General features: G+C 42.0%; 24 protein-coding genes. 4 read left to right on the forward strand and 20 right to left on the reverse strand.

Annotation, left to right across the window (positions count from 1 at the left end):
• Positions 1-132 precede the first annotated feature (132 nt).
• The 4 genes from NST74_RS16110 to NST74_RS16125 all read right to left on the reverse strand — a co-directional run bounded on the left by NST74_RS16110 (position 133) and on the right by NST74_RS16125 (position 2,311).
• Complete coding sequence (locus tag NST74_RS16110; RefSeq protein ID WP_341113205.1) at positions 133-612, reverse strand: flavodoxin domain-containing protein; 480 nt, start codon at positions 610-612, stop codon at positions 133-135.
• A 55-nt stretch (positions 613-667) separates the two neighbouring features.
• Positions 668-1,291, reverse strand: coding sequence for a TetR/AcrR family transcriptional regulator (locus NST74_RS16115; RefSeq protein WP_341113207.1), 624 nt, complete (start codon positions 1,289-1,291; stop codon positions 668-670).
• A gap of 189 nt (positions 1,292-1,480) precedes the next feature.
• A complete protein-coding gene (locus NST74_RS16120) occupies positions 1,481-1,582 on the reverse strand; it encodes a sporulation protein YjcZ (protein WP_197069683.1) in 102 nt (33 codons plus the stop codon).
• Positions 1,583-1,801: 219 nt separating this feature from the next.
• A complete protein-coding gene (locus NST74_RS16125; protein ID WP_076118673.1) occupies positions 1,802-2,311 on the reverse strand; it encodes a GNAT family N-acetyltransferase in 510 nt (169 codons plus the stop codon).
• Between the two features lie 163 nt (positions 2,312-2,474).
• On the opposite strand from NST74_RS16125, the gene xerS reads away from it, so the two are divergent.
• On the forward strand, positions 2,475-3,557 hold the full coding sequence (xerS, locus tag NST74_RS16130) for a tyrosine recombinase XerS (RefSeq protein ID WP_042128231.1): 1,083 nt from the start codon (positions 2,475-2,477) through the stop codon (positions 3,555-3,557).
• Between the two features lie 230 nt (positions 3,558-3,787).
• Here xerS and NST74_RS16135 read toward each other — a convergent pair whose 3' ends face one another.
• The 8 genes from NST74_RS16135 to NST74_RS16170 all read right to left on the reverse strand — a co-directional run bounded on the left by NST74_RS16135 (position 3,788) and on the right by NST74_RS16170 (position 10,126).
• Positions 3,788-5,050: a molybdopterin molybdotransferase MoeA gene (locus NST74_RS16135; RefSeq protein WP_341113210.1), complete on the reverse strand. Its 1,263-nt coding sequence runs from the start codon at positions 5,048-5,050 to the stop codon at positions 3,788-3,790.
• A gap of 173 nt (positions 5,051-5,223) precedes the next feature.
• Positions 5,224-5,730: a DUF4178 domain-containing protein gene (locus NST74_RS16140; RefSeq protein WP_341113211.1), complete on the reverse strand. Its 507-nt coding sequence runs from the start codon at positions 5,728-5,730 to the stop codon at positions 5,224-5,226.
• Positions 5,731-5,744: 14 nt separating this feature from the next.
• A complete protein-coding gene (locus NST74_RS16145) occupies positions 5,745-6,149 on the reverse strand; it encodes a DUF350 domain-containing protein (protein ID WP_042128236.1) in 405 nt (134 codons plus the stop codon).
• A 124-nt stretch (positions 6,150-6,273) separates the two neighbouring features.
• The gene (locus tag NST74_RS16150) at positions 6,274-6,942 is read right to left on the reverse strand and encodes a PspA/IM30 family protein (protein ID WP_042128238.1); all 669 of its coding nucleotides are present in this window, start codon (positions 6,940-6,942) and stop codon (positions 6,274-6,276) included.
• Between the two features lie 70 nt (positions 6,943-7,012).
• Positions 7,013-7,351: a prenylated flavin chaperone LpdD gene (gene lpdD, locus NST74_RS16155; RefSeq protein ID WP_341113213.1), complete on the reverse strand. Its 339-nt coding sequence runs from the start codon at positions 7,349-7,351 to the stop codon at positions 7,013-7,015.
• A 23-nt stretch (positions 7,352-7,374) separates the two neighbouring features.
• Complete coding sequence (locus tag NST74_RS16160) at positions 7,375-8,307, reverse strand: dihydroorotate dehydrogenase (RefSeq protein ID WP_341113214.1); 933 nt, start codon at positions 8,305-8,307, stop codon at positions 7,375-7,377.
• Positions 8,300-9,004: a dihydroorotate dehydrogenase electron transfer subunit gene (locus NST74_RS16165; protein ID WP_156114818.1), complete on the reverse strand. Its 705-nt coding sequence runs from the start codon at positions 9,002-9,004 to the stop codon at positions 8,300-8,302. Before NST74_RS16165 ends, NST74_RS16160 begins: the two co-directional genes overlap by 8 nt.
• An 87-nt stretch (positions 9,005-9,091) precedes the next feature.
• On the reverse strand, positions 9,092-10,126 hold the full coding sequence (locus NST74_RS16170) for an NADH:flavin oxidoreductase/NADH oxidase (RefSeq protein WP_341113216.1): 1,035 nt from the start codon (positions 10,124-10,126) through the stop codon (positions 9,092-9,094).
• A gap of 185 nt (positions 10,127-10,311) precedes the next feature.
• Between NST74_RS16170 and NST74_RS16175 the strand changes: the two genes are divergently transcribed.
• Positions 10,312-11,193: a polysaccharide deacetylase family protein gene (locus NST74_RS16175; RefSeq protein ID WP_341113218.1), complete on the forward strand. Its 882-nt coding sequence runs from the start codon at positions 10,312-10,314 to the stop codon at positions 11,191-11,193.
• A 143-nt stretch (positions 11,194-11,336) separates the two neighbouring features.
• On the opposite strand, the gene NST74_RS16180 is transcribed toward NST74_RS16175, so the two are convergent.
• Entirely contained in the window at positions 11,337-12,002 is a 666-nt protein-coding gene (locus NST74_RS16180; protein WP_076118682.1) for a 3D domain-containing protein, read from the reverse strand.
• Positions 12,003-12,401: 399 nt separating this feature from the next.
• On the opposite strand from NST74_RS16180, the gene ppk1 reads away from it, so the two are divergent.
• On the forward strand, positions 12,402-14,516 hold the full coding sequence (ppk1, locus tag NST74_RS16185) for a polyphosphate kinase 1 (protein ID WP_341113219.1): 2,115 nt from the start codon (positions 12,402-12,404) through the stop codon (positions 14,514-14,516).
• Here the strand turns inward: ppk1 and NST74_RS16190 are convergent.
• The 6 genes from NST74_RS16190 to glgB form a co-directional block, all read right to left on the reverse strand.
• Positions 14,464-15,993 carry a Ppx/GppA phosphatase family protein gene (locus tag NST74_RS16190; protein WP_341113221.1) on the reverse strand — a complete coding sequence of 510 codons (1,530 nt, stop codon included), beginning with the start codon at positions 15,991-15,993 and terminating at the stop codon, positions 14,464-14,466. The two genes, ppk1 and NST74_RS16190, sit on opposite strands and share 53 nt — an antisense overlap.
• Positions 15,994-16,149: 156 nt before the next feature.
• Entirely contained in the window at positions 16,150-16,872 is a 723-nt protein-coding gene (locus NST74_RS16195) for an amino acid ABC transporter ATP-binding protein (protein ID WP_042128251.1), read from the reverse strand.
• Positions 16,859-17,524 carry an amino acid ABC transporter permease gene (locus NST74_RS30010; protein ID WP_042128253.1) on the reverse strand — a complete coding sequence of 222 codons (666 nt, stop codon included), beginning with the start codon at positions 17,522-17,524 and terminating at the stop codon, positions 16,859-16,861. Before NST74_RS30010 ends, NST74_RS16195 begins: the two co-directional genes overlap by 14 nt.
• A gap of 105 nt (positions 17,525-17,629) precedes the next feature.
• Positions 17,630-18,448 (reverse strand): transporter substrate-binding domain-containing protein, encoded by an 819-nt coding sequence (locus NST74_RS30015; protein WP_042128255.1) that lies wholly within the window; start codon positions 18,446-18,448, stop codon positions 17,630-17,632.
• A gap of 326 nt (positions 18,449-18,774) precedes the next feature.
• The gene (glgA, locus tag NST74_RS16205; RefSeq protein WP_341113223.1) at positions 18,775-20,199 is read right to left on the reverse strand and encodes a glycogen synthase GlgA; all 1,425 of its coding nucleotides are present in this window, start codon (positions 20,197-20,199) and stop codon (positions 18,775-18,777) included.
• 48 nt (positions 20,200-20,247) lie between these two features.
• Positions 20,248-22,185, reverse strand: a complete 1,938-nt coding sequence (glgB, locus tag NST74_RS16210) for a 1,4-alpha-glucan branching protein GlgB (RefSeq protein WP_341113225.1) — start codon at positions 22,183-22,185, stop codon at positions 20,248-20,250.
• Between the two features lie 215 nt (positions 22,186-22,400).
• On the opposite strand from glgB, the gene NST74_RS16215 reads away from it, so the two are divergent.
• Positions 22,401-23,624, forward strand: coding sequence for a glucose-1-phosphate adenylyltransferase (locus tag NST74_RS16215; RefSeq protein WP_341113227.1), 1,224 nt, complete (start codon positions 22,401-22,403; stop codon positions 23,622-23,624).
• A 195-nt stretch (positions 23,625-23,819) separates the two neighbouring features.
• On the opposite strand, the gene NST74_RS16220 is transcribed toward NST74_RS16215, so the two are convergent.
• Positions 23,820-24,878 (reverse strand): GNAT family N-acetyltransferase, encoded by a 1,059-nt coding sequence (locus NST74_RS16220; protein WP_341113229.1) that lies wholly within the window; start codon positions 24,876-24,878, stop codon positions 23,820-23,822.
• Positions 24,879-24,889: the final 11 nt, after the last annotated feature.

Consider the following 24,889-nt stretch of genomic DNA (forward strand, 5'->3'; position numbering starts at 1 on the left):
ATAGTCTTTTTTAAAAACGGTTATATGCTTCAAATTTAGGTAGCTAATGATTATTGGAAGCAGAAATACGAAACAGTTAACATATTAATTATTATGTTAACTGTTTTTAAGAAGTTTACTCTCCACACACTTTCACCTTTTTTTTATCGCAAGTGCAAATCGCTCTATCGTCTCTTTGGATAACCCATTTACACTCATACTCTTCCCTTTTACCATTCGCAGAACCAATCGATCTATTAAAGTGAACTTCTCTTCATAAATCTCATCTCCGAACACTTCTTTTGTAATTGATTGGTCATACAGCTTCTCTGGAAATGAAGATTTCAATTCCTGTGCGGCCTGCTCCCCCTTCGCTCCTGCACAAATAAACAATCCAACGCGCTTCTTACTTAGTTCATTTTGATATTTTGAAGTAAACTCCATCATTTGTTTTTGTATTTTCCCATAATAAATAGATCCACCTAAGATAACCGTATCATATCGCTCTAATGCCGGCTCTTTAGCAAGCATCAAATTGACTACTTCAGTCTCTTCACCCAACTGATTTTTCAATAAATAAGCCGCTTTCTCTGTACATCCATATTTGGAAGTATAAATAATAATTGTCTTCATTCTAATCACTCCCCTTCACGATCTGATCTTCCTACTGTGTTAAAGGTGCACTTATTTACCTGTTTGCTATAGAAACCATTGAATCCAAATAACAAGAAATGAGTGCTTCGACCTGTTCTTCAGGCAAATCCTTTTCTACAATCAAACGCATAATTAATCCGAAAGCAGCACTCCATATCACTTGAGCAGTGAGCTCTATAGAAGATTCCTTATGGAGTTCTTTCGATCCGAACCTAGATAAACATAGGCAGAGCATACCAATCGCTTTACGCTCCTGAGCAGCTCCCTTGAATAGAACAGCTGTGTAACTAAGAACAGCCGGTGTATCGTTCAGCATTACATTACGGTACTCTACACTTGTGGAAAGGGTCATCCTGATCCATTGCTCAAGCGATTGTCTCAAAAGCTTATCTGGTGGCAGTTCATGCTCCGCCTTGCGCTGTACAGACTGAAGCTCGGTGACCATATCTGTATATTTTTGTTGCAAATATCTCACCACAATTTCATCTTTACCCTGGAAGTAATGATAAATAATTCCCGGTGAATACTCGATTTTCTCTGCAATTTTGCGAATAGAAAGCTTCTCAATACCTTCTTCTGCAATCAACAAAGCCGCGGCCTGTAAAATCCTTTTCTTCATTTTCTCACGTTCACGCATTTGCCGTTGTTCCTTAGTCATCTTAACGTCTCCTTATTATTTGAACATCGTTTAATTATTGAACACTGTTAAATATATATAAGTTCTTTTATTATTTTCTATATAGTAAGTCACACACAAAACCCGCCCAGTTAATGTAATATCCAGACATAAAAAATCCGCCAGTCCATATAGACTGACGGAGGAACCCTTATTCATGAAGTTAAAGGATTACAGACAAAGAGTTTTAGTGATGATAACCAACAGGATAAACAGAACCAGAATTGCTCCTGTGGAAGTAAATCCACCGTATCCGCCTGCGAATTCGCCCATTTTAACTCCTCCTTTGTAATTGAGTACATCATAAGATATGCTAAATCCCCATCTGTGCTTGGGTGAAATGAACAAAAATAACCCAAACATTCCTGCTGAGATCGTTGGGTTATTAATTTAGTTAACATAATCATAATTATGTTAACTTGATGTGTTTTTAACTTAACTATCATAAGATAACCATTCATTTAGATTGACTTCAATACCATTGTTTTCTTTTCAATTGTTAACTCTATTATTATTTAATGTGTTGAAGTATTGGCTCGGATTGCCTTGAGGCGGATTATAACGTTCTTGAAATTCTCCATTTGTGTACTCCCCAATCACTCTTTGCCAGAAATTACGAGCAGGCGTATTCGCACGTACCTGTGACACCTTCCAATCACCTGGGTACATGTCAAACAACTTATGTGCAGCCCAGGTTCCCACTCCGCTCCGGCGATATTTCTGCATTACAAAAAACTCTGTCATATAAAATTGCCCTTCGGGATTGCGCAGCAACCGTTCTACCAAAGCAAAACCAGCAATATGCTCGTCCACTTTGAACAGATATGCAAATTTATTGTCTCCACTACTCCAAAATGATTCTAATCCCGGATAGGACGGATATATTCCATCTTGGTCAACATCAAGCTCCAGATAACGGGTGAAATCATATAAATAAAACTGCATAAGTTTGCTTATCGTCTGTTTCCGCTCTCTGGGAACCAGCTCCATTCCAAGTTCCATTAGGTGCACCTCTGCCATTTATGTTTACTTCACATCATATAACTTAGTTCCTTTAGGAGCAAGTTCCCCCCTTTTAATTAACTCTGATCAAAGCCCATAGGGCTAAAACATGATAAGATAGAAGGAAGAAATTATAAGAAAACTATGGAAAAAGGTGAATCACATGAGCGTTCAAAAGAACGATGACCGTAAAAAACTGGATCTTAAGCTACCTCTCATGCCTTGGTTCGTTCAGCAGTTCATTGACTATAAACGTCCTGATCTATCCCCCTCCACCCTCCTGGAGTATATTCGGGACTATGAGTCCTTTTTCGGATGGCTACGTGCTGAAGGTCTCTCTCAAGCCAGCTCCAATACAGAGATCACACTACTTGAATTAGAAACCCTGCATATGGATAGTATTGTTGGATATCGTCTGCATCTCACAACCCGTGCAGAGGGAACAAATACACGTGTAACCGTATCTCGTAAACTGTCTGCATTACGCTCATTATTTCATTATTTAAGTCAAATCGCTGAGGACGAGAACTTCTATCCTTTGCTTAAACGAAATATTATGGCCAAGGTAGAAGTTAAACGAACGCATAAGCCTAAGGATACCGCTGCTAAATTAAAGGGCAAGATTCTAGAAGATGAAGAACTGCTGGAATTCGTGGGTTATATTTTTGAAGGATATGGACGAGATGTTGAAGGAAACAAGCAGGCTTATTATTCTTTTCAATTAAATCGTGAACGCGATGCCTGTATTGCCAGCTTAATTCTTAATTCTGGCCTCCGGGTATCTGAAGTAGTTAATCTGAACGTGGATGATCTGGATATTAACAACAAGCTACTCTATGTCACTCGAAAAGGGAATAATGATGAAACCTTCAAAACCCCTGTTTATTTTCGTGAACAAGCAAAGGATGATTTAGCTCTTTATCTAAACCTGCGTCAATCCCGTTATAAAACACCAAAGAGGGAAAAAGCATTGTTTATCGCTTTGCCCAACGGACGTCAAGAAGGTAAACGTATGACCAAAAGGGCCATTCAAGAAATGATTATTAAATACGCAAAACGTTTTGGTAAACCCTATTTAACGGTACATAAGCTTCGTCACTCTTTTGCTACAGACTATTATCTGCAAAATGATATTTATAAAACAAAAGAACAGCTCGGGCATGCTTCCACAGAAACAACCGAAATCTATGCTCACCTCACAGACAAAACGATGTCTGAAGCGATTGAACGTCGTTTGGATAGTTAATTTTTCGCAAAAAGCCGGCCATACCTCCTCCGATTTTATGGAAAAGGTGTGGCCGGTTCTCTTTTTACACGGTTTAGAAAGACTGATCGGATTAGCATTATGTTGAATCATTGGCTTTTCTATTGTGAATTTTTCATATGTTGAAATGTTGTAAATAATATCGTTGGCATATTAGTTCATTAGCTATTTCCGTTCTATTGTTAATGTAAAGAGTACATTTCATGTTTATCCTATCCGCGAATTTCTCCAGGAAGCTTGATAATAGTTACTTTAGCTCCCGCATATATTCCATTTTCCTCAGGTGGAACAACTATCAGACAATCGCTATCCTTGATCGTGACCGTCACAGAAGATTCGTCGATAGCTGCTGGAAAGGCATAAAGACTACCATCCCGGATCTCTAGTCGTGCTCTAACAAATCGGGTAAAGTTATTCACTCTATTATAATCTGCACCAAGTGTAGCTCTCCATTCAGGCAAGAAGGGTTGTGAGGCACTTTGCATTAATCTGATAACCGGACGTGCGAACAATTGAAACCCAACGAAACAAGCACCTGGATTACCTGATAGGGCTAACAGCAGCTTTCCCCCTCTAACAGCAGCAGTGGTAACGCTCCCCGGACGCATCGTCACTTTATTAAACAACATATCTCCACTCTGTTCACGTACCAAATCGCCCATAATATCATAATCACCTACCGATACACCACCCGTTGTGATTACGAAATCATAAGTTTCCAGCGCCATCTGCACTTTACTTCGGGCCAGCTCCAGATCATCCACAATGGATCCCAGCATCACTGGCTCCCCGCCCGCCTCTTTAACTAAAGCCTCGAGCATCGGTGAGTTGCTGTTTCGAATTTTCCCGGGCTGTAACGGTTCATGTACCTCTAGCAGCTCTGTTCCTGTCGCAAAGATTGCCACCTTAGGCCGACGATAGACTTTCACTGTATGTATACCAAACGCTGCCAGAACAGCGATATCCCCCGCAGAGATTAATCGTCCCGCTGGCAGCACTAGCTCGCCAGGACTTAACTCCAGCCCCATCGGTGTGATATTAGACTTCGCTTCCTGCTTCTTACGAATACCAACGAAAGTCTTTCCATCCTCCACACGTGTCTCCGTTACTTCCAGCATTACTACAGTATCTGCCCCTGACGGAACTTGTGCTCCTGTCATTATTCTTGCTGTTGTTCCCGAAGTAATATCTACAGATTGCACAGCGCCACATGGAATATTGTCCACCATTTCTAACCATACGACTTGTCCATTTACACAGAGATTCGTATCCGCTGCGATAATCGCATATCCATCCATGCTTGAACGGTTAAACGCTGGGAAAGGATGCGGAGCAATTACTTCCTCAGCTAAATAGCGACCACAACACTCATTTAACGGGACCTTCTGTGGCTCTAACGGATTAGCAAATTTAATTATTTTAGCTTGTGCCTCTTTTACTTGAAGTGCTCTGCGCTGAAATTTTTGATCCTCCATACAAATGCCTCCGCTCTAAATCGTCCATTTTTCAGTATAATAGGTACTATTTTAACATGAGACATCCTGAAGATAAATGAATTGCGGAAACGGCAAAATCCTTTACCTATTTCAACTACAAAATTGCACAAAAAAAGATGCGATCAAAAGATCACATCTCCTACGACTCATTTCTAGGATGCTCTAATTACCTTTACATCACCAGGAATTACTTTTTCTCCTTCATAAAGCATGAACCGTCCATGTTGCCATTCCACACGCAGAAGCCGAGAGTCGTCTGACTGATATTGCCATACATGCTGTTCTCCACCATTCATAAAAGGGGTTTGGCCAGCAACAGCAACATATCCTTCATACTCTTCCTCCAGAAAAAATGTATAATCATCCAGTTCAAGAGTTGTTGGAACTTCAGCAGGATTATCTAAGCGCCCATTGATAGGTTTATACAAACCATATTGTAGCTGTTCCCGCTCCTCAATATGCAAATAGGCAATTTGACTACCATCTCTTAACGTCAGTACTACTGCGTTTCGTCCACGATTATGAGTTCTGCCGGTTACCTCGTAGGTAACGAGTGATACTTCACAGATGTCTCCGGGAGACAAATTAAGCATACTTTTCTGTACTTCCTGAGGCACTGGTTTGGAGAAAAGATTACCTATACGTTTCCATATACTCAATTTGATCATTCCCCCTACATAAATGCAGAAATAATTAAAGCTCCCGTAATTTGCAGTGAGCCTGATAATAAGCCGTATCCGATTTTGCCAAGCTGTGTCCCATGATCCAGGTCCAGATTCCCCCATTTAGCTAAGAGAAGACGGACTGTTCTTTCCAATATAAGCAAAAGAAAAAAAGATACAATCGAGACCAGCAAAGCATCTGGCAAACTGTTAGATGCAGCTATCGATGACGATAAAATGAATGCCTGTGCTAATAGCTTCATCACAAAACGTGTAGTAACTGCCATATTTCCAGCCTTTAACTCTTCTAGATCATTGTATCGAGTGAAAAGTGAATCCACAAACATTAGCACAAACAGTAACACCGCACCGCTCACCGTCCACACGACCATGGACACCAGGATATGGAAATCCATTCAAATAGCCCCCGCTTATTCATTTTGCATGCCTGTCATAAGCATAGATAAAGCGAAGTGGAAACGATATTCCTGTCTCCCCTTCGCCTGTGAACATCAGCCGTGAAACGGCTAAGATCAAATGTTATTGCTTCTCATATTGTTTCATCAGAGCAGCCAATTCATCTTCTACTGCTTGATCTTTGTTCAGCTTCTCGAACTCATCATCAAGTGATTTGTTGCCCGAGCTCATTTCGTTGCTGGCTTCTGCTTGAGCTTCAGCTTGCAGCATTTTTTCTTCCATACGCTTCAGACCAGCAGATGCGGAATCAGAGCTGAAGCCGCTCATCGCTTTATTAATTTCAGTTTGAGCTTTGGCAGCATTATAACGAGCGACCAAGCTTTCGCGTTTGTTCTTCATTTGAGTAAGTTGCTTGCGCATTTCGTCAAGCTTCCCACGAAGATTATCCGCAGAGGCTTTGTTTTGATCGAAGCTAGCTTTGTATTCTACCAATTTAGCTTCAGCAGCCTTTTTCTCTTCCAGAGCACGGCGAGCGAGATCAACATTACCAGCTTGAGCTGCAGCATGTGCCTGTTGTGTACGTTTGTTAACAAGCGCTTCCTGTTCTTCATACAGCTGCTTAAATTTCTTTTCAATAGCGATTTGAGCCGCTACCGCTTTTTCTGCATCTTCTAAATCTTCGGTCATATCACGAATGTACTGATCCGTCATTTTAATTGGATCTTCTGCTTTGTCAATAATCGCATTCACATTAGACATCGTTAAATCGCGCAATCTTTTAAATATAGACATGGTTTCATTCCTCCAAAAGATAATTTAAAAACTCACTTGATATCTTTTACGCAGAATTGCCAATCCCGTTTCAAATTTGTTGCGCTAAATATTGATTAACTTTATTATTTACAATTTCTACGACTTCCATAATGCCTTCTTTCGTGATCTCGTCGTAATGAATGCCCATAACAACTGTGACCGTCTTGTTCAGCGCCTCCGCTACCTTGACCGCAATTGATTCGCTTATCGTGTGCTCTTTATGGTGAGGAACCGCAGAGGTTTGCACCTCAACCTGCTCTCCATTTAGATAAGCCGTACTTGACGCTCCGATATGATGAACGCCACCACAAATTACGAGCAAGAGATCACGTCCGACAGCCGTCGCCGTCAGCTCAATATCATCAGGATTAATCTTGTTAGAAGCCAATAGTATCTCCTCACTACTCTACTTTATATAATGCCACGTATTTCATTCAAGGATTGAATATTTTCTTGCACCATGAATTGCTCAAGCTCTTCAACAAGCTGACTGCCCGCTCTTAAATTCATGAAATTGTAGGTTCCCACCTGAATTACCGAAGCACCTGCCATAATAAATTCAATAATATCAGTAGCTGTGGTGATGCCCCCCATTCCGATCACCGGAATAGATATGTTCTGAGCAACCTGATGCACCATGCGCAAAGCCACTGGCTTAATCGCTGGACCGGACAGTCCCGCATACAAGTTATTAAACACACTGCTTCTCCGTCTTACATCAATCTTCATACCGGAAATAGTGTTAATCAGAGAGACGGCATCTGCTCCCTCTTCCTCACACATGTGCGCCATTTCAACGATATTCTCAGCACCTGGAGACAGCTTTACCGCAAGTGGCAGCTTAGTAGCACGTCTAACAGCTTGTACTACTTTTTGAGCTTCAGAAGTCTTGATCCCAAATGCGATTCCACCCTCTTTTACATTTGGACAGGAAATATTCAACTCAATCATATCAACAGCTGTTTTACCTAAGCTTGATCGCAGATCAGCATCACGTTGGATCATTTCTGCTCCAAGTACGTAATCTTCAAGCGTCCCGCCCCCAAGATTCACCAAACGAGCGGTATCGAGTGTTTCCCAATAAGAGCATTCTTTTTCCAAGAACGCAGATACACCAGGATTCTCCAATCCTACACTATTCAGCATACCAGAGGCTGTCTCATATACTCGAGTGCCAGGATTACCTGCTTTTGGATGGAGGGTGAGCCCTTTCCCTGAGATTCCACCTAGTAAAGATACATCATACAGCTTTCCGTACTCACGACCAAAGCCGAATGTGCCTGAAGCCATTACAATCGGATTCTTAAAATGCACGCCTGCAATTGTTGTGCTCATCTTAGTCATGGAAAATCACCTCCTCTGAAAGGAACACAGGTCCGTCTGCACAGGCTTTTCGTTGTCCATCACGACATGAAACACTGCAGACAAGACAAGCACCAATACCGCAAGCCATTCGGTTCTCTAGAGAGAGGTAAACTTTTGTTTTGCTGCCTGCCTCTTCAGCTGCTATGCCTTTAAGCTGTGCAGCTTTAAGCATTGGGTGCGGACCGCAGACAAAAATATGATCATATTGACTAAAGTCTACACGATCCAAAATAAATCCGCCTACATCTACTGTAAGCTCGGCAGCCAGTGGACGAAAGGCTTCTGTCCGATAAGCCTCCCGACTAAATCCTAGAAAGACATCACAACCGGGGAGCTGCTTTGCACAATAATATAGCGGCGCTATTCCGATCCCACCACCGATAAGTGCAACCTTCCCTTCTACCTGCGGGAATCCCGTACCAAAAGGTCCTTCAAGCTCCACAGAATCACCAGGAGTCAAACGAGAAAATATCTCTGTACCTTCCCCTACTACGTGATATAAAAATTCAATACTATCTTCGTTCACTTCATGTATACTTAACGGTCTGGAAAGGATGGGATAAGCTCCCCATGCCCGTAACATGTAGAATTGACCCATTTTACCGCCACTATTCGTTTCAACCTTAAGGTGGTACACTCCGTCTGTTAGCCTATCGTTACTTAAAACCATCCCCACGTTATCAAGCTCCTTCAAATTTTATCTTTATTAAGATTGCCTTAGAAGGAACATAAAATCTGTGACAAACTTCACATTCAAAGCGAGCTATCCTTTTTTCCAGATCCCACGTTCATAAGGTTTGGGTACGTTATGAACGCCTCCAAGCGATTCTTCCGCATGTAAAGCCCAATATGGATCACTCAACATCCCACGGCCAACTGCTACCAGCTCCGCCCGTTCTTCCGCGACAATGGACTGTGCCTCAGAATAAGATTCAAGCCGCCCTACTGCAATTACTGGCACCTGTAATTCACTGCGGATAAACTCTGCCAGATCCACTTGATAAGCAGGTCCGGCATTGGGCCCGCCATTTGAACCTATTGGACCTTCCCCACCTGAAGAAACATGGAACATATCCACACCAGCATTCTTATACCGGCGGCAAATATCCAGGGCATAATTAGCATCATATCCGCCCTCTACATATTCCTTAGCAGATATTCTCATAATCAATGGCATGTCCACAGGAACTACTTCTCGGACAGCTTTAACTACCTGTTCTCCGAACAGCGCAGGATCTTGGCCATATTCATCTTTTCTAATATTGGTCAATGGTGAATGAAATTGGTGAATTAAATAACCGTGTGCACCATGAATTTCAACCGTATCAAATCCTGCCTCCACAGCTCTGCGCGCACCTTCACGAAAAGCCTCGATCAACTCTGAAATCCCATCCTTAGAAAGAGCCTGTGGCGTTTTAGATTTAGAATCAAAAGGAATTGCTGATGGAGCTACTGGCGGCTCTGCATCCACGGCTTTCCGTCCAGCATGTCCTAATTGAACAGCGATTTTTGATCCATACGCATGCACACCATCTGTGATTCTACGATAAGCTTCAATTTGTGAATCACTCCAAATCCCTGTATCTCGATTAGTGATTCTACCGTCTGGATGTACGCCAGTCATTTCCACGATAATAAATCCTGTACCGCCAATAGCACGGCTTACATAATGAACATAATGCCAATCATTAGGGATGCCATCCTCTTTATCCACCGAATACTGGCACATAGGTGGCATAACAATACGATTCTTCAGCGATAACCCCTTCAATTCATACGGTGCAAACAAATCAGACATTCATGTCTCCATCCTTCCGTAATCTATAATTGACTCGGGAATTCCCCGTTCTATTAGTATACACGCATTAGTTCCTTCAAGAAATCTTAACCAATACTGTATTGTTATCAGCATAAATCTACCCATCTATGGAGATAACAATTAAGAATATGACGGTGATCAGGTAGTAAAGGAGGCAGATGGGGATGTATTTTCAACGGAGAGGTCAGAAACTGCTTGTAATATTAGGAACAATCATAACTCTGCTATTCCCAACCTATTCTTCAGAGGTTGCGTCAGCGCCTGCGCAGAGTCAGAAAACTCCGCAAAAACAAACACAAAGCGCACCCGTTTCAGACGAAGATAAGGCAATTTCAGCTGGTAGCGCTGCTACAAATAGTTCGACGCTTAACAACAACAAGAACACTAAAGGTCTAACGTTAAGTCAGCTATTACACAAATATCCAGAAACTTTTAAGACAAGTGGACCTCGGAATAAAGTCATCGCACTTACTTTTGATGATGTTCCTGATCCAAGATTTACCCCCCAATTGCTAAACATCCTAAAAAAATATCATGTCAAGGCAACCTTCTTTGTGGTGGGAAGTAGAGCAAAAAAACATCCAGCATTGGTAAAAAGGATGATTAGAGAAGGTCATGCGATTGGTAATCACTCGTATAACCACCCTCAGTTTGTGAAATTAGAGATGAATGATTTTCGAACACAAATCATTAAGACCGAAAATATTATACAAACCTTGGCGGGATATAAACCTCGTCTAATTCGCCCACCCTATGGGGACATCAGTGAACAACAGTTAAAGTGGGCAAAAAATCATGGCTACACGCTGGTGAATTGGAATGTTGACTCTTTGGACTGGAAGGGACTTTCCAAAAACCAAGTTAGAAATAACATTCTAGCTCATATTGGAAGAGGAGCGATTATTCTTCAACACGGTGGAGGCGGTCCTGGTAGTCAACTACAAGGAACGATTCAAGCCTTGCCTGAAGTAATCACTATTATGCGCAAACGGGGTTATACATTCGTTACTGTTCCTCAATTACTACAGGTGTCCAAAAGTAAATAAAGTATCCCCACAAACATAGACTTAATGATATTTTCTAAAAAAAACGGAGGTAGCCGCTAAGGACTCCCTCCGTTTCCTATTTATCTTTTTAGAACTTTTCATATCTCATATTTATCTATATAAGTCTTTCTATTTTTATCTCTCTATTTAACAATGTATAATTGTACATATTGATAACCAAAAGATGATACAAAGCTTTGGCTACCAGGGATAAAGATATCTATACGATTACCCTTTATAGCACCGCCCACATCTGTTGCCGTAGCTAAGAAAGCATCTTTAGGCAATCCATCATGTGAATGACCTGTTACCAACACTTTGGTACCGAGTGGAATCACATTTGGATCAACTGCAATAGTACCAAGCTTGAGAGGATTTCCGAAATAATCTACAGCACCCCATCCGCCGTTCTCACTGCTTGCTGAAGAATAAGCTGATGCTTTAACTTGAATCGTTTTGTCATAATTAAAGGTCTTACCCCATGCTTCAACTGTTTTGGTCCCTGAGTTTACATTCAGATTTGGTGTAATCACTGGTGAATTGTCAGTTGTAGTTGTGGTTACGGACTCAGCCTGCATTTTACTAGGTATCGTAATCTCAAGACCTTCGTAAATATTAAGTGCTGCAACGTTTGGGTTTGCTTTCATTAATTCATTCATACCTACATTGTATTGCTTGGATAAAGTATAAAAAGTATTGCCTTCTTTAGCGATATGAACGCTGTCTGCATGTGCTGGTACAGCATGCAACAATGCACTGATTCCCATTACTGCAGCAAGGGCTTTAATTGTTCTGAATTTGTTCTTCATAATTGCCTCCTCATTAGATGGGCGTGAACGGTATGACTTCCGTATACGCTCGTGTACATTTTGAGTACCTATGTACATCCTGTGTGATTTCTTGGTGTGTTGTGGTCTTTTGTAAAACTGACAGGACTTAATATATCACAATTTTGTAACCTGTGCCTATGTAATTGTTACCATTACGAAATATCAAGTTTCAATTTTGTCATCTTTTCAGATTTCAGTTAACATATTTTTTGTTATGTAAACTTCGTATAAAGATTCATGCACCTTTTTTTTAAAAATATCATATAAATTTCCCGAAGATTTTACATAGCGTTAACATTTCATGCTTTATCCAATAGTAGAATGATAGAATATGATAAATAGATTAGATATAGATAACGAATCATATTTGGAGGTCTCATGAATACAGAAGAGAATAAAAACAACCAAAGCAGTCCAGCCACTGCTTACCTCAATAGAGATTTGAGCTGGATCGAGTTTAACCGACGCGTGCTTAAAGAAGCGCAAGACCCAGATAACCCGCTTATGGAACGCGCTAGATTTCTGGCTATTGTCTCAAGTAATCTGGACGAATTTATAAGTGTTCGAGTAGCAGGAATTCAAGATCAAATCCGGGCGGGGTATACGAAAAAAGATTTCACTGGCTACACCCCTTCCGGGTTGTACAAACGTCTCATAAAGAGAGTTACCAAAATTGTTGCCGATCAATACCGGATTTTCCGTGATATTTCACGGAGCTTGCATAAAGAAGGAATCGTTTTTGTGGATTATGAGGATCTAACTCATGCACAGGAACAGTCCATAGAACAATATTACCGGGATATTATCTATCCTGTACTTACACCAATGGCTGTTGACCAAAGTCGACCGTTTCCACTCGTTCATAGCCAATTCATCTATTTAGCAGTAGTTCTTACTCGTAAGAATGGCCTTGAAGAGGAGCCTTTTTTTGCAATTCTGCAAATTCCATCAAATCTGCCGAGATGTATCCCTCTTCCGCACCGATCAAACAGTAAGAAACGGCAGTTCGTATTTATAGAGGATGTCATTCGTCATCACATTCAAACATTATTTAGTGGTTACGAGCCTGTGGCTGTTAGTGAATTTCGTTTGACCCGCAACTCTGATCTCACGATCGACGAAGAAGGGGCCGAGGATCTTCTAGAGGAGATTGAAAAAGAACTTCGCAAGCGTCGTCGCGGTGTCCCAGCAAGACTTGAAGTACAAAAAGGCATCCATCCTTATGCTTTGGAACAGCTGCAAGCTGAGTTTGAACTGGAGGACTTCGTATTCGAAATTGAAGGTCCGCTAGATCTAAGTTTCCTTCGTAATTTCGCCGGAAGTATTAAAGGCTTTAGTTACTTAAACTATCCAAGCATTGAGCCCGTCTACCCTGCTGAATTTGAAGAAAATGAGGATTTCTTTGAGGTATTGCGTGAGAGGGATGTCCTGGTCTACCACCCTTACGAATCCTTTGACGCGATGACAGACTTTATCATTCAAGCCTCAGAGGATGAACAGGTGATGGCCATTAAGATGACTTTGTACCGGGTTAGTGGAAACTCTCCGCTGATCACTGCACTCGCTAATGCTGCTGAATCCGGGAAACAGGTAACTGTGGTTGTAGAGTTAAAGGCCAGGTTTGATGAGGAACGTAACATCGCTTGGGCTCGCCAACTCGAAAAATCCGGATGTCATGTCGTTTATGGTTTAGTTGGACTCAAAACACATGCCAAAGTTACTTTGATCGTCCGTCAGGAAGGTCAAGAATTACGTCGTTACGTGCATGTAGGCACAGGAAACTACAATGACAGTACCGCCAAAGTATATACGGATCTCAGTCTATTTACCGCTCAAAGCGATATTGGACTCGATGCTTCTGAGCTATTTAATCAAATGACTGGTTATTCCGCCAATTTTGACTGGAACTCCTTTATTGTTGCTCCGACGAATATGAGTCTTTCCTTACAAAAGCTGATGCACCGTGAAGCGGAGCATGCTGCAGCTGGCAGACCTGCACGTATCATTGCCAAAATGAACTCTCTCTCCAATCAACAAGTCATTGACGATTTATATGGTGCTGCACAGGCCGGTGTATCTATCGATTTAATCGTTCGGGGAGTTTGTTGTCTTCGTCCGGGGATTGAGGGCTTGAGCGAGAACATTACGGTTCGCAGTATTGTCGACCGCTTTCTGGAGCATTCAAGAATTTACTATTTTGAAAATGGCGGAAAGCCTGAGGTATATTTATCCAGTGCAGACTGGATGACAAGAAACCTAACCCGCCGGATCGAGCTGATGTGCCCAGTCAAAGACAGCAATATTCGTAAACAGATAGTTAAGATTCTTGAACTATCCCTTAAAGATAATGTGAAGGCCAGCTTCTTACAGCCTAACGGATATTACGAGCAACCAGACGACAAAAAGGCCCCTTTCCGGAGCCAGTTCGCAGCTATGGATGTTACACGTTGGAAGGGAACCCGAGTTTTACCTTTACCGCCCAAGCATTCTTAAATGCCTTTAAGGCGTTCTCAATGTCCTCTAGACCGATCAGAAGTGCTGAGGCGCCCTCAAGGTCCAGATGAAGTGAATTGCCGTGTAGATTAGCTTTCAAGTCACTTACAATCCCGATCTCGGTGCTGTCCAGTGCAATACTTAGCTGAACAAGCGATCCGAGCTTATGAATCCACTCTTCGTCGGAAGGCAGTAAAATGTCCTTATACATTTGGGACAATTTCTGCTTCCGGCTTTTTGTGCTATACGAGGCAATCATCGCGCATAGGATAAGCTGACGGTGTGTTAGCCCACGAATCGGTGAATTCATTAGCCAATACAGGGTATGACGTTTGGATTGATAATAGTTAATGTTAGATCCCGTTCGATGCAGCATGATGGATACATAAATCAACATCTCATGTTCAGCTTTATTCTCCTCATCCTTGAATGCATCAAACAGACTTAGCGCAAGCTTGTTGATATGATCCAAATACCGCTTAGAGGTACGAATATCAAACCGAATGATCGTATTTAAACTGTATTCAAGCGCACTATCTCGCACTGGTTGCTCCGGCTTCAGTAGATCATGAAGCATGCCTTCTCTAAGCCCTTCACCGCTGATTACAGCCTGGCTAGCACCAATATACTGATATACCGTATGGAAAATAATTAACCCGGATACAATGATATCTGCTCGGCTCTTAGACAGCCCATCTAAATCTTTACGTTTATCGTAAGGCATTGAAGGTAATGTGTTCATAAAATGCTCAATCGTCTCACTAGCCATGGTGTAACCATGCGAGTTAGGTAATGAGTATGCTCTCATTTTTTGATCCAGTTTGCCTAAAGAACGCACCGTCCCTCCCAGTCCAAATAACGGAAGACCCGCTGTTGCGTTAAGCCAATCATGTTCTACCAATCTCCCCAGAACAAAAGTCTCCAGCTTGTGAATCTGATCTCCGTTCCAGTTACCACCTTGTCCGAACATCAGGTTTGTATTCACCGCTCCAAATGGAAAGGAAATGCTATGTTGATAACGGCGTCCGCGAAAAAGTGTGATTTCAGTACTGCCGCCACCAATATCTATGACATAACCATCCTCAACATTAAAAGCGTTTATGACTCCTAAGAAGCCAAAGTAAGCTTCCTGATGACCACTTATAACCTCTATTGGAATCGCAGAAGCTTCTGACAAGAAAGTAATAATTTCATTAGAGTTAGCTGCGTTTCTGATTGCCGCTGTAGCACCCGCACGTATAGTCTCCACTTCAAAAGCATTGCAGATCTCCTTAAACTGACGCAAGACAGGAATAATGGTCTCCATATCCTTCTGCTCCAGTCGACCTTCCTTCGTAATCTTCTCACTAAGACGTGCAGAGTACTTACACTCCTTGATGATCTTATAGCCTCCCTCCGGCGTTGTATCATAGATTACAAGACGTATGGAGTTAGAACCAATATCGATAATGCCTATCCGGCGCAGATCATCTCTCATTATGTATGTACTCCTTTTCAAGTTGATTGACCATCTATTATACATGGTTTACATAAATAAATGAACTCAGTCCATTATATCCTCAATTAACGCAACTGTTAAAAAAATAAAGCGGCGCCCGGATAACTTGTCCGAGTGCCGCTGCAATTTAACTTATTATAACACTTTACTTAAAAAATCCTGCGTACGTGCATGTTGAGGATTCCCGAAGACTTGAGCAGGTGTACCCTGCTCTACAATGACGCCGCCATCCATAAATAGAATACGGTCGCCCACTTCGCGGGCAAAGCCCATCTCATGCGTAACAATGACCATTGTCATCCCATCTTCTGCAAGCTTCTTCATAACCTCCAGCACCTCACCGACCATCTCTGGGTCAAGTGCTGAGGTTGGCTCGTCAAAGAGCATCACATGGGGCTGCATCGCCAGCGCACGGGCAATCGCGATCCGCTGCTTCTGTCCTCCGGATAGCTGAGCTGGATAAGCATCCTTCTTATCTTCCAGCCCTACGGTTTTCAGTAACTCCATTGCAAATTTATCTGCTTCAGCCTGCTGCTGCTTTCTCACCTTAATAGGTGCGAGAGTAATATTTTGCAGAACTGTTTTATGAGGAAAGAGGTTAAACTGCTGAAATACCATCCCCATCTTCTCACGTGTGACATTAATATCATGTTTTTTAGAGGTAATCGATTCACCTTCAAACGTGATTTCGCCACCTGTTGGCTGCTCCAGTAAATTCAAGCAACGCAGGAAGGTACTTTTACCCGATCCACTCGGTCCGATCACGACGACGACCTCACCCTTATGAATCTCCAAGTCAATCCCTTTGAGAATTTCCAGCTTCCCATAATTTTTTTGCAAGTTCTTAACGGCGATCATCGGTATTCAGCCTCCTTTCCAATCTGCCAAGGATCTTGGATAGCGTAAATGTCAGTACAAAGTACATAAATGCGATTATTACCAGTGGTGTCATACCATCGTATGAAATCGTTGTAACCGTACGGGCTTGAAACATCAAATCCGTAACGCCGATAAAAGAAATAATCGATGATTCCTTGATAATGGTGATGAATTCATTTCCGATTGCCGGAAGAACACTTTTCAGTGCCTGAGGGAGAATAATATGACGCATAGTCATCCCTTGCTTCATTCCAAGCGAACGGGCTGCCTCCATTTGTCCGCGATCTACCCCCTGTATCCCAGCACGGAAAATCTCTGCAAGGTAAGCAGAACTGTTAATGGATAAAGTGATTGCCCCCGACTGAATCGGTGTAAACTCAATACCGAACGTAGCCAATCCATAGTGGATTAGGAAAAGTTGTACAAGCATAGGCGTGCCACGAAGGAATTCTACCCAGGCTGTTGCCAAGAAGCGAAGCACACCCCATTTGGACATACGCAGCAATGAAACGATAATTCCTAGAATAAAACCAAAGAAGACACCCAGAACGGCAAGTAACAAAGTATACTGCAAACCGGTCAGGAAAAAATCACGATAATCATAAGCCATTTTAAATAAAGTAATATCCATAACCTATCCTCCCATCTCCAAAAAAATAGAAAATAGCTATTGCCGCTATTTTCTGTATACACATACAATTTACTTTAGCAGACTTAAAAAATATCCGTTGTTTCTTTACTTCGTGCTATCTGCAAGCTCACTAGCTGCCGTCACATACTCATCAATTTTACCTTCTGAGTTTAAACGTGTCAGTGTGCTGTTTACTTGATCCAAAAGCTCTTTATTGCCTTTCTTAATACCAATTGCATAACCATCGTCTTCAACTTCCGGCTTAGCATCAGTAATTACAAGACCAGGAACATTCTTAACGAATGATTTGGCGACAGGTCCTTCAATGATAGCAGTATCTACACGATTGGATTGCAATTGTAGAACGATTTCGGAGATTTTACCAAGAGAAGTGATCTTCGCTCCCTCGATCCCTTTAGCGATTTCTTCTTGAATTGATCCAGTCTGCACACCAATTTTCGTACCTTTTACAGCGTCCATAGTGGCGTATTTATCTTTATCTGCTTCGCGCACAACAATGGCTTGTTCAGCTTTGTAATAAATGTCTGAAAGGTCAACTGCCTTTTTACGTTCTTCAGTTGGGCTCAGTCCAGAAATTACAATATCTACTCTTCCGCTGGACAATTCGTTTAGCAGTGAATCGAATGGCAAGTCCTTAATTACAAGTTCAGCGCCCATATCAGCAGCAATTTCCTTAGCAATATCGATGTCGAAGCCCACGATAGTATCTTTACCGTCTACTACTTTATGGAATTCGTATGGAGGAAAATCAGCACTTGTTCCCATTGTAAGCTTCTTAGTAGCCCCACCGGAATTAGCATTACCAGTTGCAGCGGTATCATTATCATTTTTATTTTGACCGCAGCCTGACAACAGACCTACCGCTAATATCATACCTAAACCAAGTTTACCCCATTTGTTCATTTCTATATCTCCCCTATTCTTATGAAAAAAATCCAAGTTGTCTCTTTGACCGACTTATTATAAATCAGAACGCATGAATATGCAAAGGCATAATTGTGACAATAACTTCCTTTTAATGGGTTTCAAAGCAAATGATTCATTGTTCAGAAAATAATTATTCAACATTTATTCAAATTTTATATAATTTTATACATTTTTACTATTCCCTAACTTAACCAAATCATGCGGCTAGATCTCCATTATTCCCATAAAAAAGAGTACTCCTGAAGTATGAGTCAAACTTCAAGAGTACTCCTTATTAAACGGTTAGAGAATAGGATAAACCTTTAATCCGTAATTTCATTATAAATATCAATGTACTGCTGAGCGGATACATTCCAGCTGTAATCGCCAGCGAACGCGTTTTTCGTAATCTTTTTCCAGTGTTCAGGCTGCTTAAATAAAGAGATCGCCCGGCGAAGCGTAAACATCATATCGTGGGCATTGTAGTTGCTGAATGTGAAGCCATTACCTTCCCCGGATTTTTCATTGTAAGCTTGGACAGTGTCATTTAAACCACCCGTTTCCCGAACTACTGGTATGCTTCCGTAACGCAATGCGAGAAGTTGACTGATCCCACAAGGTTCAAACTTGGAAGGCATGAGAAAGATATCGCTAGCGGCATATATTTTGCGTGAGAGTGCATCATTAAACAGGATTTGTGAAGATAACTTTGTCGGATAACGCCAAGCTGCCTCCTTGAACCACCGCTCATAGGACTCATCCCCCGTTCCCAGCAGAACAAATTGAATGTCATCATTATAGAGTAGCTCATCCAATACTCGAGTAAGCAGATCTAAGCCTTTGGAATCCACAAGACGAGTAACCATGGCAACCATAGGAATATTAGCATCCACAGGTAATCCTAATTCCTCTTGCAGGGCTAGCTTGTTCTCCGTTTTCTTAGCCAGATTAGAACGATAACGTGTAACAAGACTTGTATCTGTTGCAGGGTTATAACTTTTCGTATCAATCCCATTCACAATACCGCTTAACACATCCGCTCTCGCATTTAACAATCCATCGAGCCCATAACCATAATATGGGGTCCGGATTTCTTCTGAGTAGGTTGGACTAACGGTGGTGACACGATCGCTGTATACAATGCCACCTTTTAAGAAATTCACATTCCCGTAATACTCCACGCCTCCAAAATAACTGCTGTCGAGACCTAATAGCTCCCCAAGCACCTCATAAGGAAACACTCCCTGATACAACAGGTTATGTATAGTAAATACACTTCGCATTTCGCTGTAAAATGGATTGTGTCGATAATGTCCCTGAAGCAGCATTGGGATCACAGCCGCATGCCAATCATGGCAATGCAAGACATCAGGCTGAAAATCAATAGCCGGCAGGCACTCCAGCACCGCACGATTATAAAACGCGAAGCGTTCACCATCATCCATATATCCGTAAATTCCGTCCCGCCCAAAATAGTACTCATTGTCGATAAAGTATACCGGAATACCGTCATAAACCATATGTTCGATCCCACAGTATTGATTACGCCAGCCGATTGGCACATAAACTTCCGTTAAATGTTCCATTTTCGAAGTAAACTTTTCAGGAATCCCACGATATTTAGGCAAAATCACTCGTACATCCACCCCGGCACCCTTCAGCGCTTTAGGTAATGCCCCAATGACATCGGCCAGGCCACCCGTTTTGATAAATGGATGAGCTTCAGCTGCGGCAAATAAAACTTTCATGATTATTTCCCCCTTTAAAGTGTACGGATTCTCTATACTTGCTTTGAACTATTGCTCATTTGCCTCTTTACTCTTACCCACTCGTGCTGTTTTCTTAAACACTAGGAAGCTAAGAGGCGGTAATGTTAGCTCTATGCTGTTCACCTGATTATGCCATTCCAACTTTTTGCTCTTCTGAGGTGCATTGTGTATACCGGAGCCTCCGAATGCTACATCTTCCGAGCTAAAGATTTCTTCATAAGTCCCTTGACGTGGGACACCTATACGATACTGTTGACGCTGGGCAGGTTGAAAATTGATAATAAACAGTAAGGTATCTCCAGGCTTCTTACCTTTACGCATATATGAAATTACGCTTTGCTCATTGTCATCTGCATCAATCCATTGATAACCCTCTTGAGAATGGTCAAGCTCCCACAGAGCTTTCTCCGAGCGATACAATTTATTAAGAGCAGCAGTATAGGCTAGCATGCCGCGATGGCTCTCATAGTCCAGCAGCAGCCAATCCAACTGTTCCTGATCCTTCCATTCGATAAATTGACCAAATTCTCCCCCCATAAACAGGAGTTTCTTTCCGGGATGGGATATTTGATAACCAAGCAGCTGCCTAAGTCCTGCGAACTTTTGTTCATAAGAACCCGGCATTTTATCGAGCAACGACTTCTTACCATGTACAACCTCATCATGCGATAGCGGTAATGCATAATTTTCGGCATAAGCATAACATATTGGGAACGTTAATAAATTATGATGATATGGACGCCCCCAGAAATCATGTTCTATGTAGCCCAATGTATCATTCATCCATCCCATATTCCATTTGTAATTGAAACCTAGCCCACCTTCATGAGCGGGTGCAGTAACTCCCGGCCAAGCACTGGATTCTTCTGCCATCATCAATGCTTTAGGAAAATACTGAAATATCGCTTTATTCAGGTTCTGAATAAACTTAATGGCCTCTAAATTCTCAAGACCACCATTCACATTCCGCCGATATTGATGAGCCTGCTTTTCAAAATCGAGACGAAGCATGCTGGTAACCGCATCTACACGCATCCCGTCAATATGATAATACTCAAACCAAAAGAGTGCGTTTGAGATGAGAAACGAAGAAATCTCTGGCTTGCTGAAATCAAAGGAAAGAGTTCCCCAGCCTGGTTTTTCCGCCAACATCGGATCTGCATATTCATAAAGGGGTGAACCATCAAACATTCTTAAACCGTGAGCATCCTTTGCAAAATGAGCCGGAACCCAATCCAGAATCACACCTATTCCAGCTTGATGCAGATGATCGATTAAATACATCAACTCGTGGGGTTCACCATATCGACTCGTCGCCGCGAAATACCCCGTTCCTTGATAGCCCCAAGATAAATCGTATGGATGCTCCGCTAGCGGCATAAACTCAACATGGGTATAGCCCATTTCCACCAAATAAGGAATTAATAATTCACTCATTTCTTTATAGCTGTAAAATTCTCCGTCTTCTTTTTGACGCCAAGTTCCAAAATGCATCTCATAAATGTTCATCGGTTGATGATATGGAGCTTTACTTTTTCTCCGCCATACCGCATCTCCCCATCGGTAACCACTGAGATCCGTAACAACGGATGCAGTCGCCGGGCGAACCTCAGCTTTGAAGGCAAATGGATCAGCTTTAAGGAAGCTTGAGCCATCACTGGCAACAATCCTGTATTTGTAAAAAGTTCCCGGCTTTATTCCCGGAAAAAAACGACTCCAAAATCCTGAATCGGGTATCTTATATAACGAGTCCATGTCCTGTGTTCCATCCCAGCCGTTATGATCACCAGCTAGTCCTACATATGTCGCATGAGGAGCCCACACGGTAAAGCGCACGCCCGTAACGCCTTCTTCAGCGGCAGTGTGCGCACCCAGCATAGAATAGCTGCGATAATTGGTGCCCTCATGGAACAAATAAATATCAGCAGCTGACGGAAGGGTATCGATTGTTGCTATTTCAGCCAATTCTACACCACCTTTTTTGAATGCTTGTACCTATTACATTAACCGAATATTACCATTTTGAAAATGATTTGATGTGAAAACAAAAGATTTTCTGATAAAGAAATATTAATTGTAATTTTTCTTTTTACACAGCAATATACTTCACCTATGTCGTTTCAAGTGCTTGTCGTAAGTTTATATTACAAGCATTGACAAAATAATGGGAGGGATAACAAATGAATAACAAAAAAGATTGTATCGCCATGCTCTTGGCAGGAGGGGAAGGCCGCAGATTGGCTCCCTTAACTTCCAGTATGGCTAAGCCTGCAGTCCCTTTCGGTGGACAGTACAAAATTATTGATTTCCCACTAAGTAATTGTGTAAATTCCAAAATTGATACAGTAGGTGTCCTGACACAGTATGAAGCTGAATCCTTGCATGAGCACATCGGAGAAGGTGAACCTTGGGGCTTACATAGTCAAAAGGACAAAGGCGTCACCCTGCTTCCTTCCGGTGTTGAAGGCAGAGATAGCTATACAGGAACTGCTGATGCGATTTATAAGAACATTGAATATATCGATAGCTGCAATCCAGAACATGTACTCATTCTATCCGGTGACCATATTTACCATATGGATTATCGGAAAATGCTAGAATATCATGTAGGGAAAGCTGCAAAAGCAACCATCTCCGTAATGGAGGTACCGTGGGATGAAGCCAGTCGTTTTGGCGTAATGAACGTAAATGATGAACTAAAAATTTCTGAGTTTGCAGAAAAACCTAAAGTACCTAAAAGTAATTTGGCTTCCATGGGTATTTACCTGTTTGAGTGGGCTTATCTGAAGGAGCATTTGTTGCGGGATGCAGCTAATCCGAATTCCAGTCATGACTTTGGTAAAGATGTTATACCAACGATGCTTGATCAGAATGATGATTTATTCGCTTACCGCTTCAAAGGATACTGGAGAGATGTTGGAACTGTGGGTAGTCTCTGGGAAGCTCACATGGACCTTCTGCAAAAAAATAATGGCATGAAGCTCGACAAAGCACATTGGCCGATGTACAGCCGGAACCGCCGGACTAAGCTTGCTGTCCATAAACCACGTGTTCAGATCCCATCAACGGACTCACTCGTGAATGAATTCTGCACACAAGAAGGCAGCTTACAACGTTCTGTAATCTTCAACGGTGTAGAAATCGGAAAAATGAGCCAGATTAAACAAAGTGTTATTATGCCTGGCGTCCGCATTGGGCGTGGAGTACAGATTGAAAATGCCATTATTGGCGAAGGTGCAATTATTAAGGATGGGACTGTCATCAAGGGAAGTATAAATAATATTGTAGTCGTTGGGCCTTATGAAACCGTAGCTCCAAAGCCAGCGGTTCGAAACCAACCCTCCCGTCTATTTCAGGATGTTTATGAGAAGACAGGACGTCTACGGGAAGTTCTCCCTTCATAAAAACCATTATATAGATAAATACTGTATCAAGCAAAAACGCCTTCGGCGTCCCAAATGGACGGTAAGCGTTTATGCGAGAAATATAAGGATAATGTATAGTATGAAAGTTATACATTCTTATATTTATAAAAAGGGGCTGTTGTCCTGGTCGATCATGACCAGAGCAACAGCCTCTTCGGTTGTTAGAGGTTTATCTTATGAATTTTGAAGTGCTGTCCATTCTCTATCTAACATGCTCATTTCCACACAATCTACATATTTATCCCCAAACAGCGCTGCCTCACGTTGAACACCCTCACGCTTAAAGCCCACGGCTTCGTAAGTTTTCAAGGCAACGGTGTTGAAAGCAAACGCACCCAGGGAAAGTCTATGCATCCCCAAGCTCTCAAATCCGATCCGAAGCATTTCATTCATCATCCTTGATCCAAAGCCTCTACCCTGACAATCTGGATCTACAACTACCCTACCTATTCGTGCAAATCGATTAGACCGGTCTATGGTTGAAAAGCTGATATGACCCACTACCTTTAGAGTAGCTTCATGCACCGCACAAAAGATCAAGCGGTCAGAATTCGCTGGATGATTAGCTCCACTCAAATACTTAGTAAGCTGGTCATCGTCAAGAGGGAAGGTTAGTGATGGTCCGGCCCACTGCTTCAGATAATCAGGTGATACACTCCATCGTTTCAAGTGTTCAAAGTCCGATTCAGACATAAATCTAAGAATCAGACGATCGGGATCAGGTGTCTCCTCAAAATGCTCATAAAGGTTCACTAAACGACCATTTCCCATATCGTTAGTGCCCATGTAATGAAAACCCATGGTTTGATAATAACGATTGAGTTTAATGTTGTGTGCGACGGTATCAAATCTGAGTCCTCTGCACCCTAATTCTTTAGCTAGCACCACAGCATACTTAAGCATATGCTTCCCAAGTCCCTGACTGCGGTGTGTACCCGCTACAGCCAGCCTATGCAAATAAGCATAGGCGTCGTCATTTTTATCTCCCCAGTATTGAGGGTCAGTAAATTGTAACGTGAACATTCCAACTACAACATCATCGTCAAGCGCAAGATAAACATGCCTGTCGTTAAAATAGCCTGCAATATCAGACTCATTGAATTGTCCTGGAGTCCATTGTTTAATCCCGTTTAGCTCCATCCAATTTGCTGCTTCCTGCAGTAAACTTAAGATATCACCTGTCCGGTCGGGTTCTCCGCGAACAATCCTAATTGAGTTCCCCAAGACATCCATTTCCATACCTC

This window comes from Paenibacillus sp. FSL F4-0125, assembly GCF_038008565.1.
Classification (GTDB): Bacteria; Bacillota; Bacilli; order Paenibacillales; family Paenibacillaceae; genus Paenibacillus_AQ.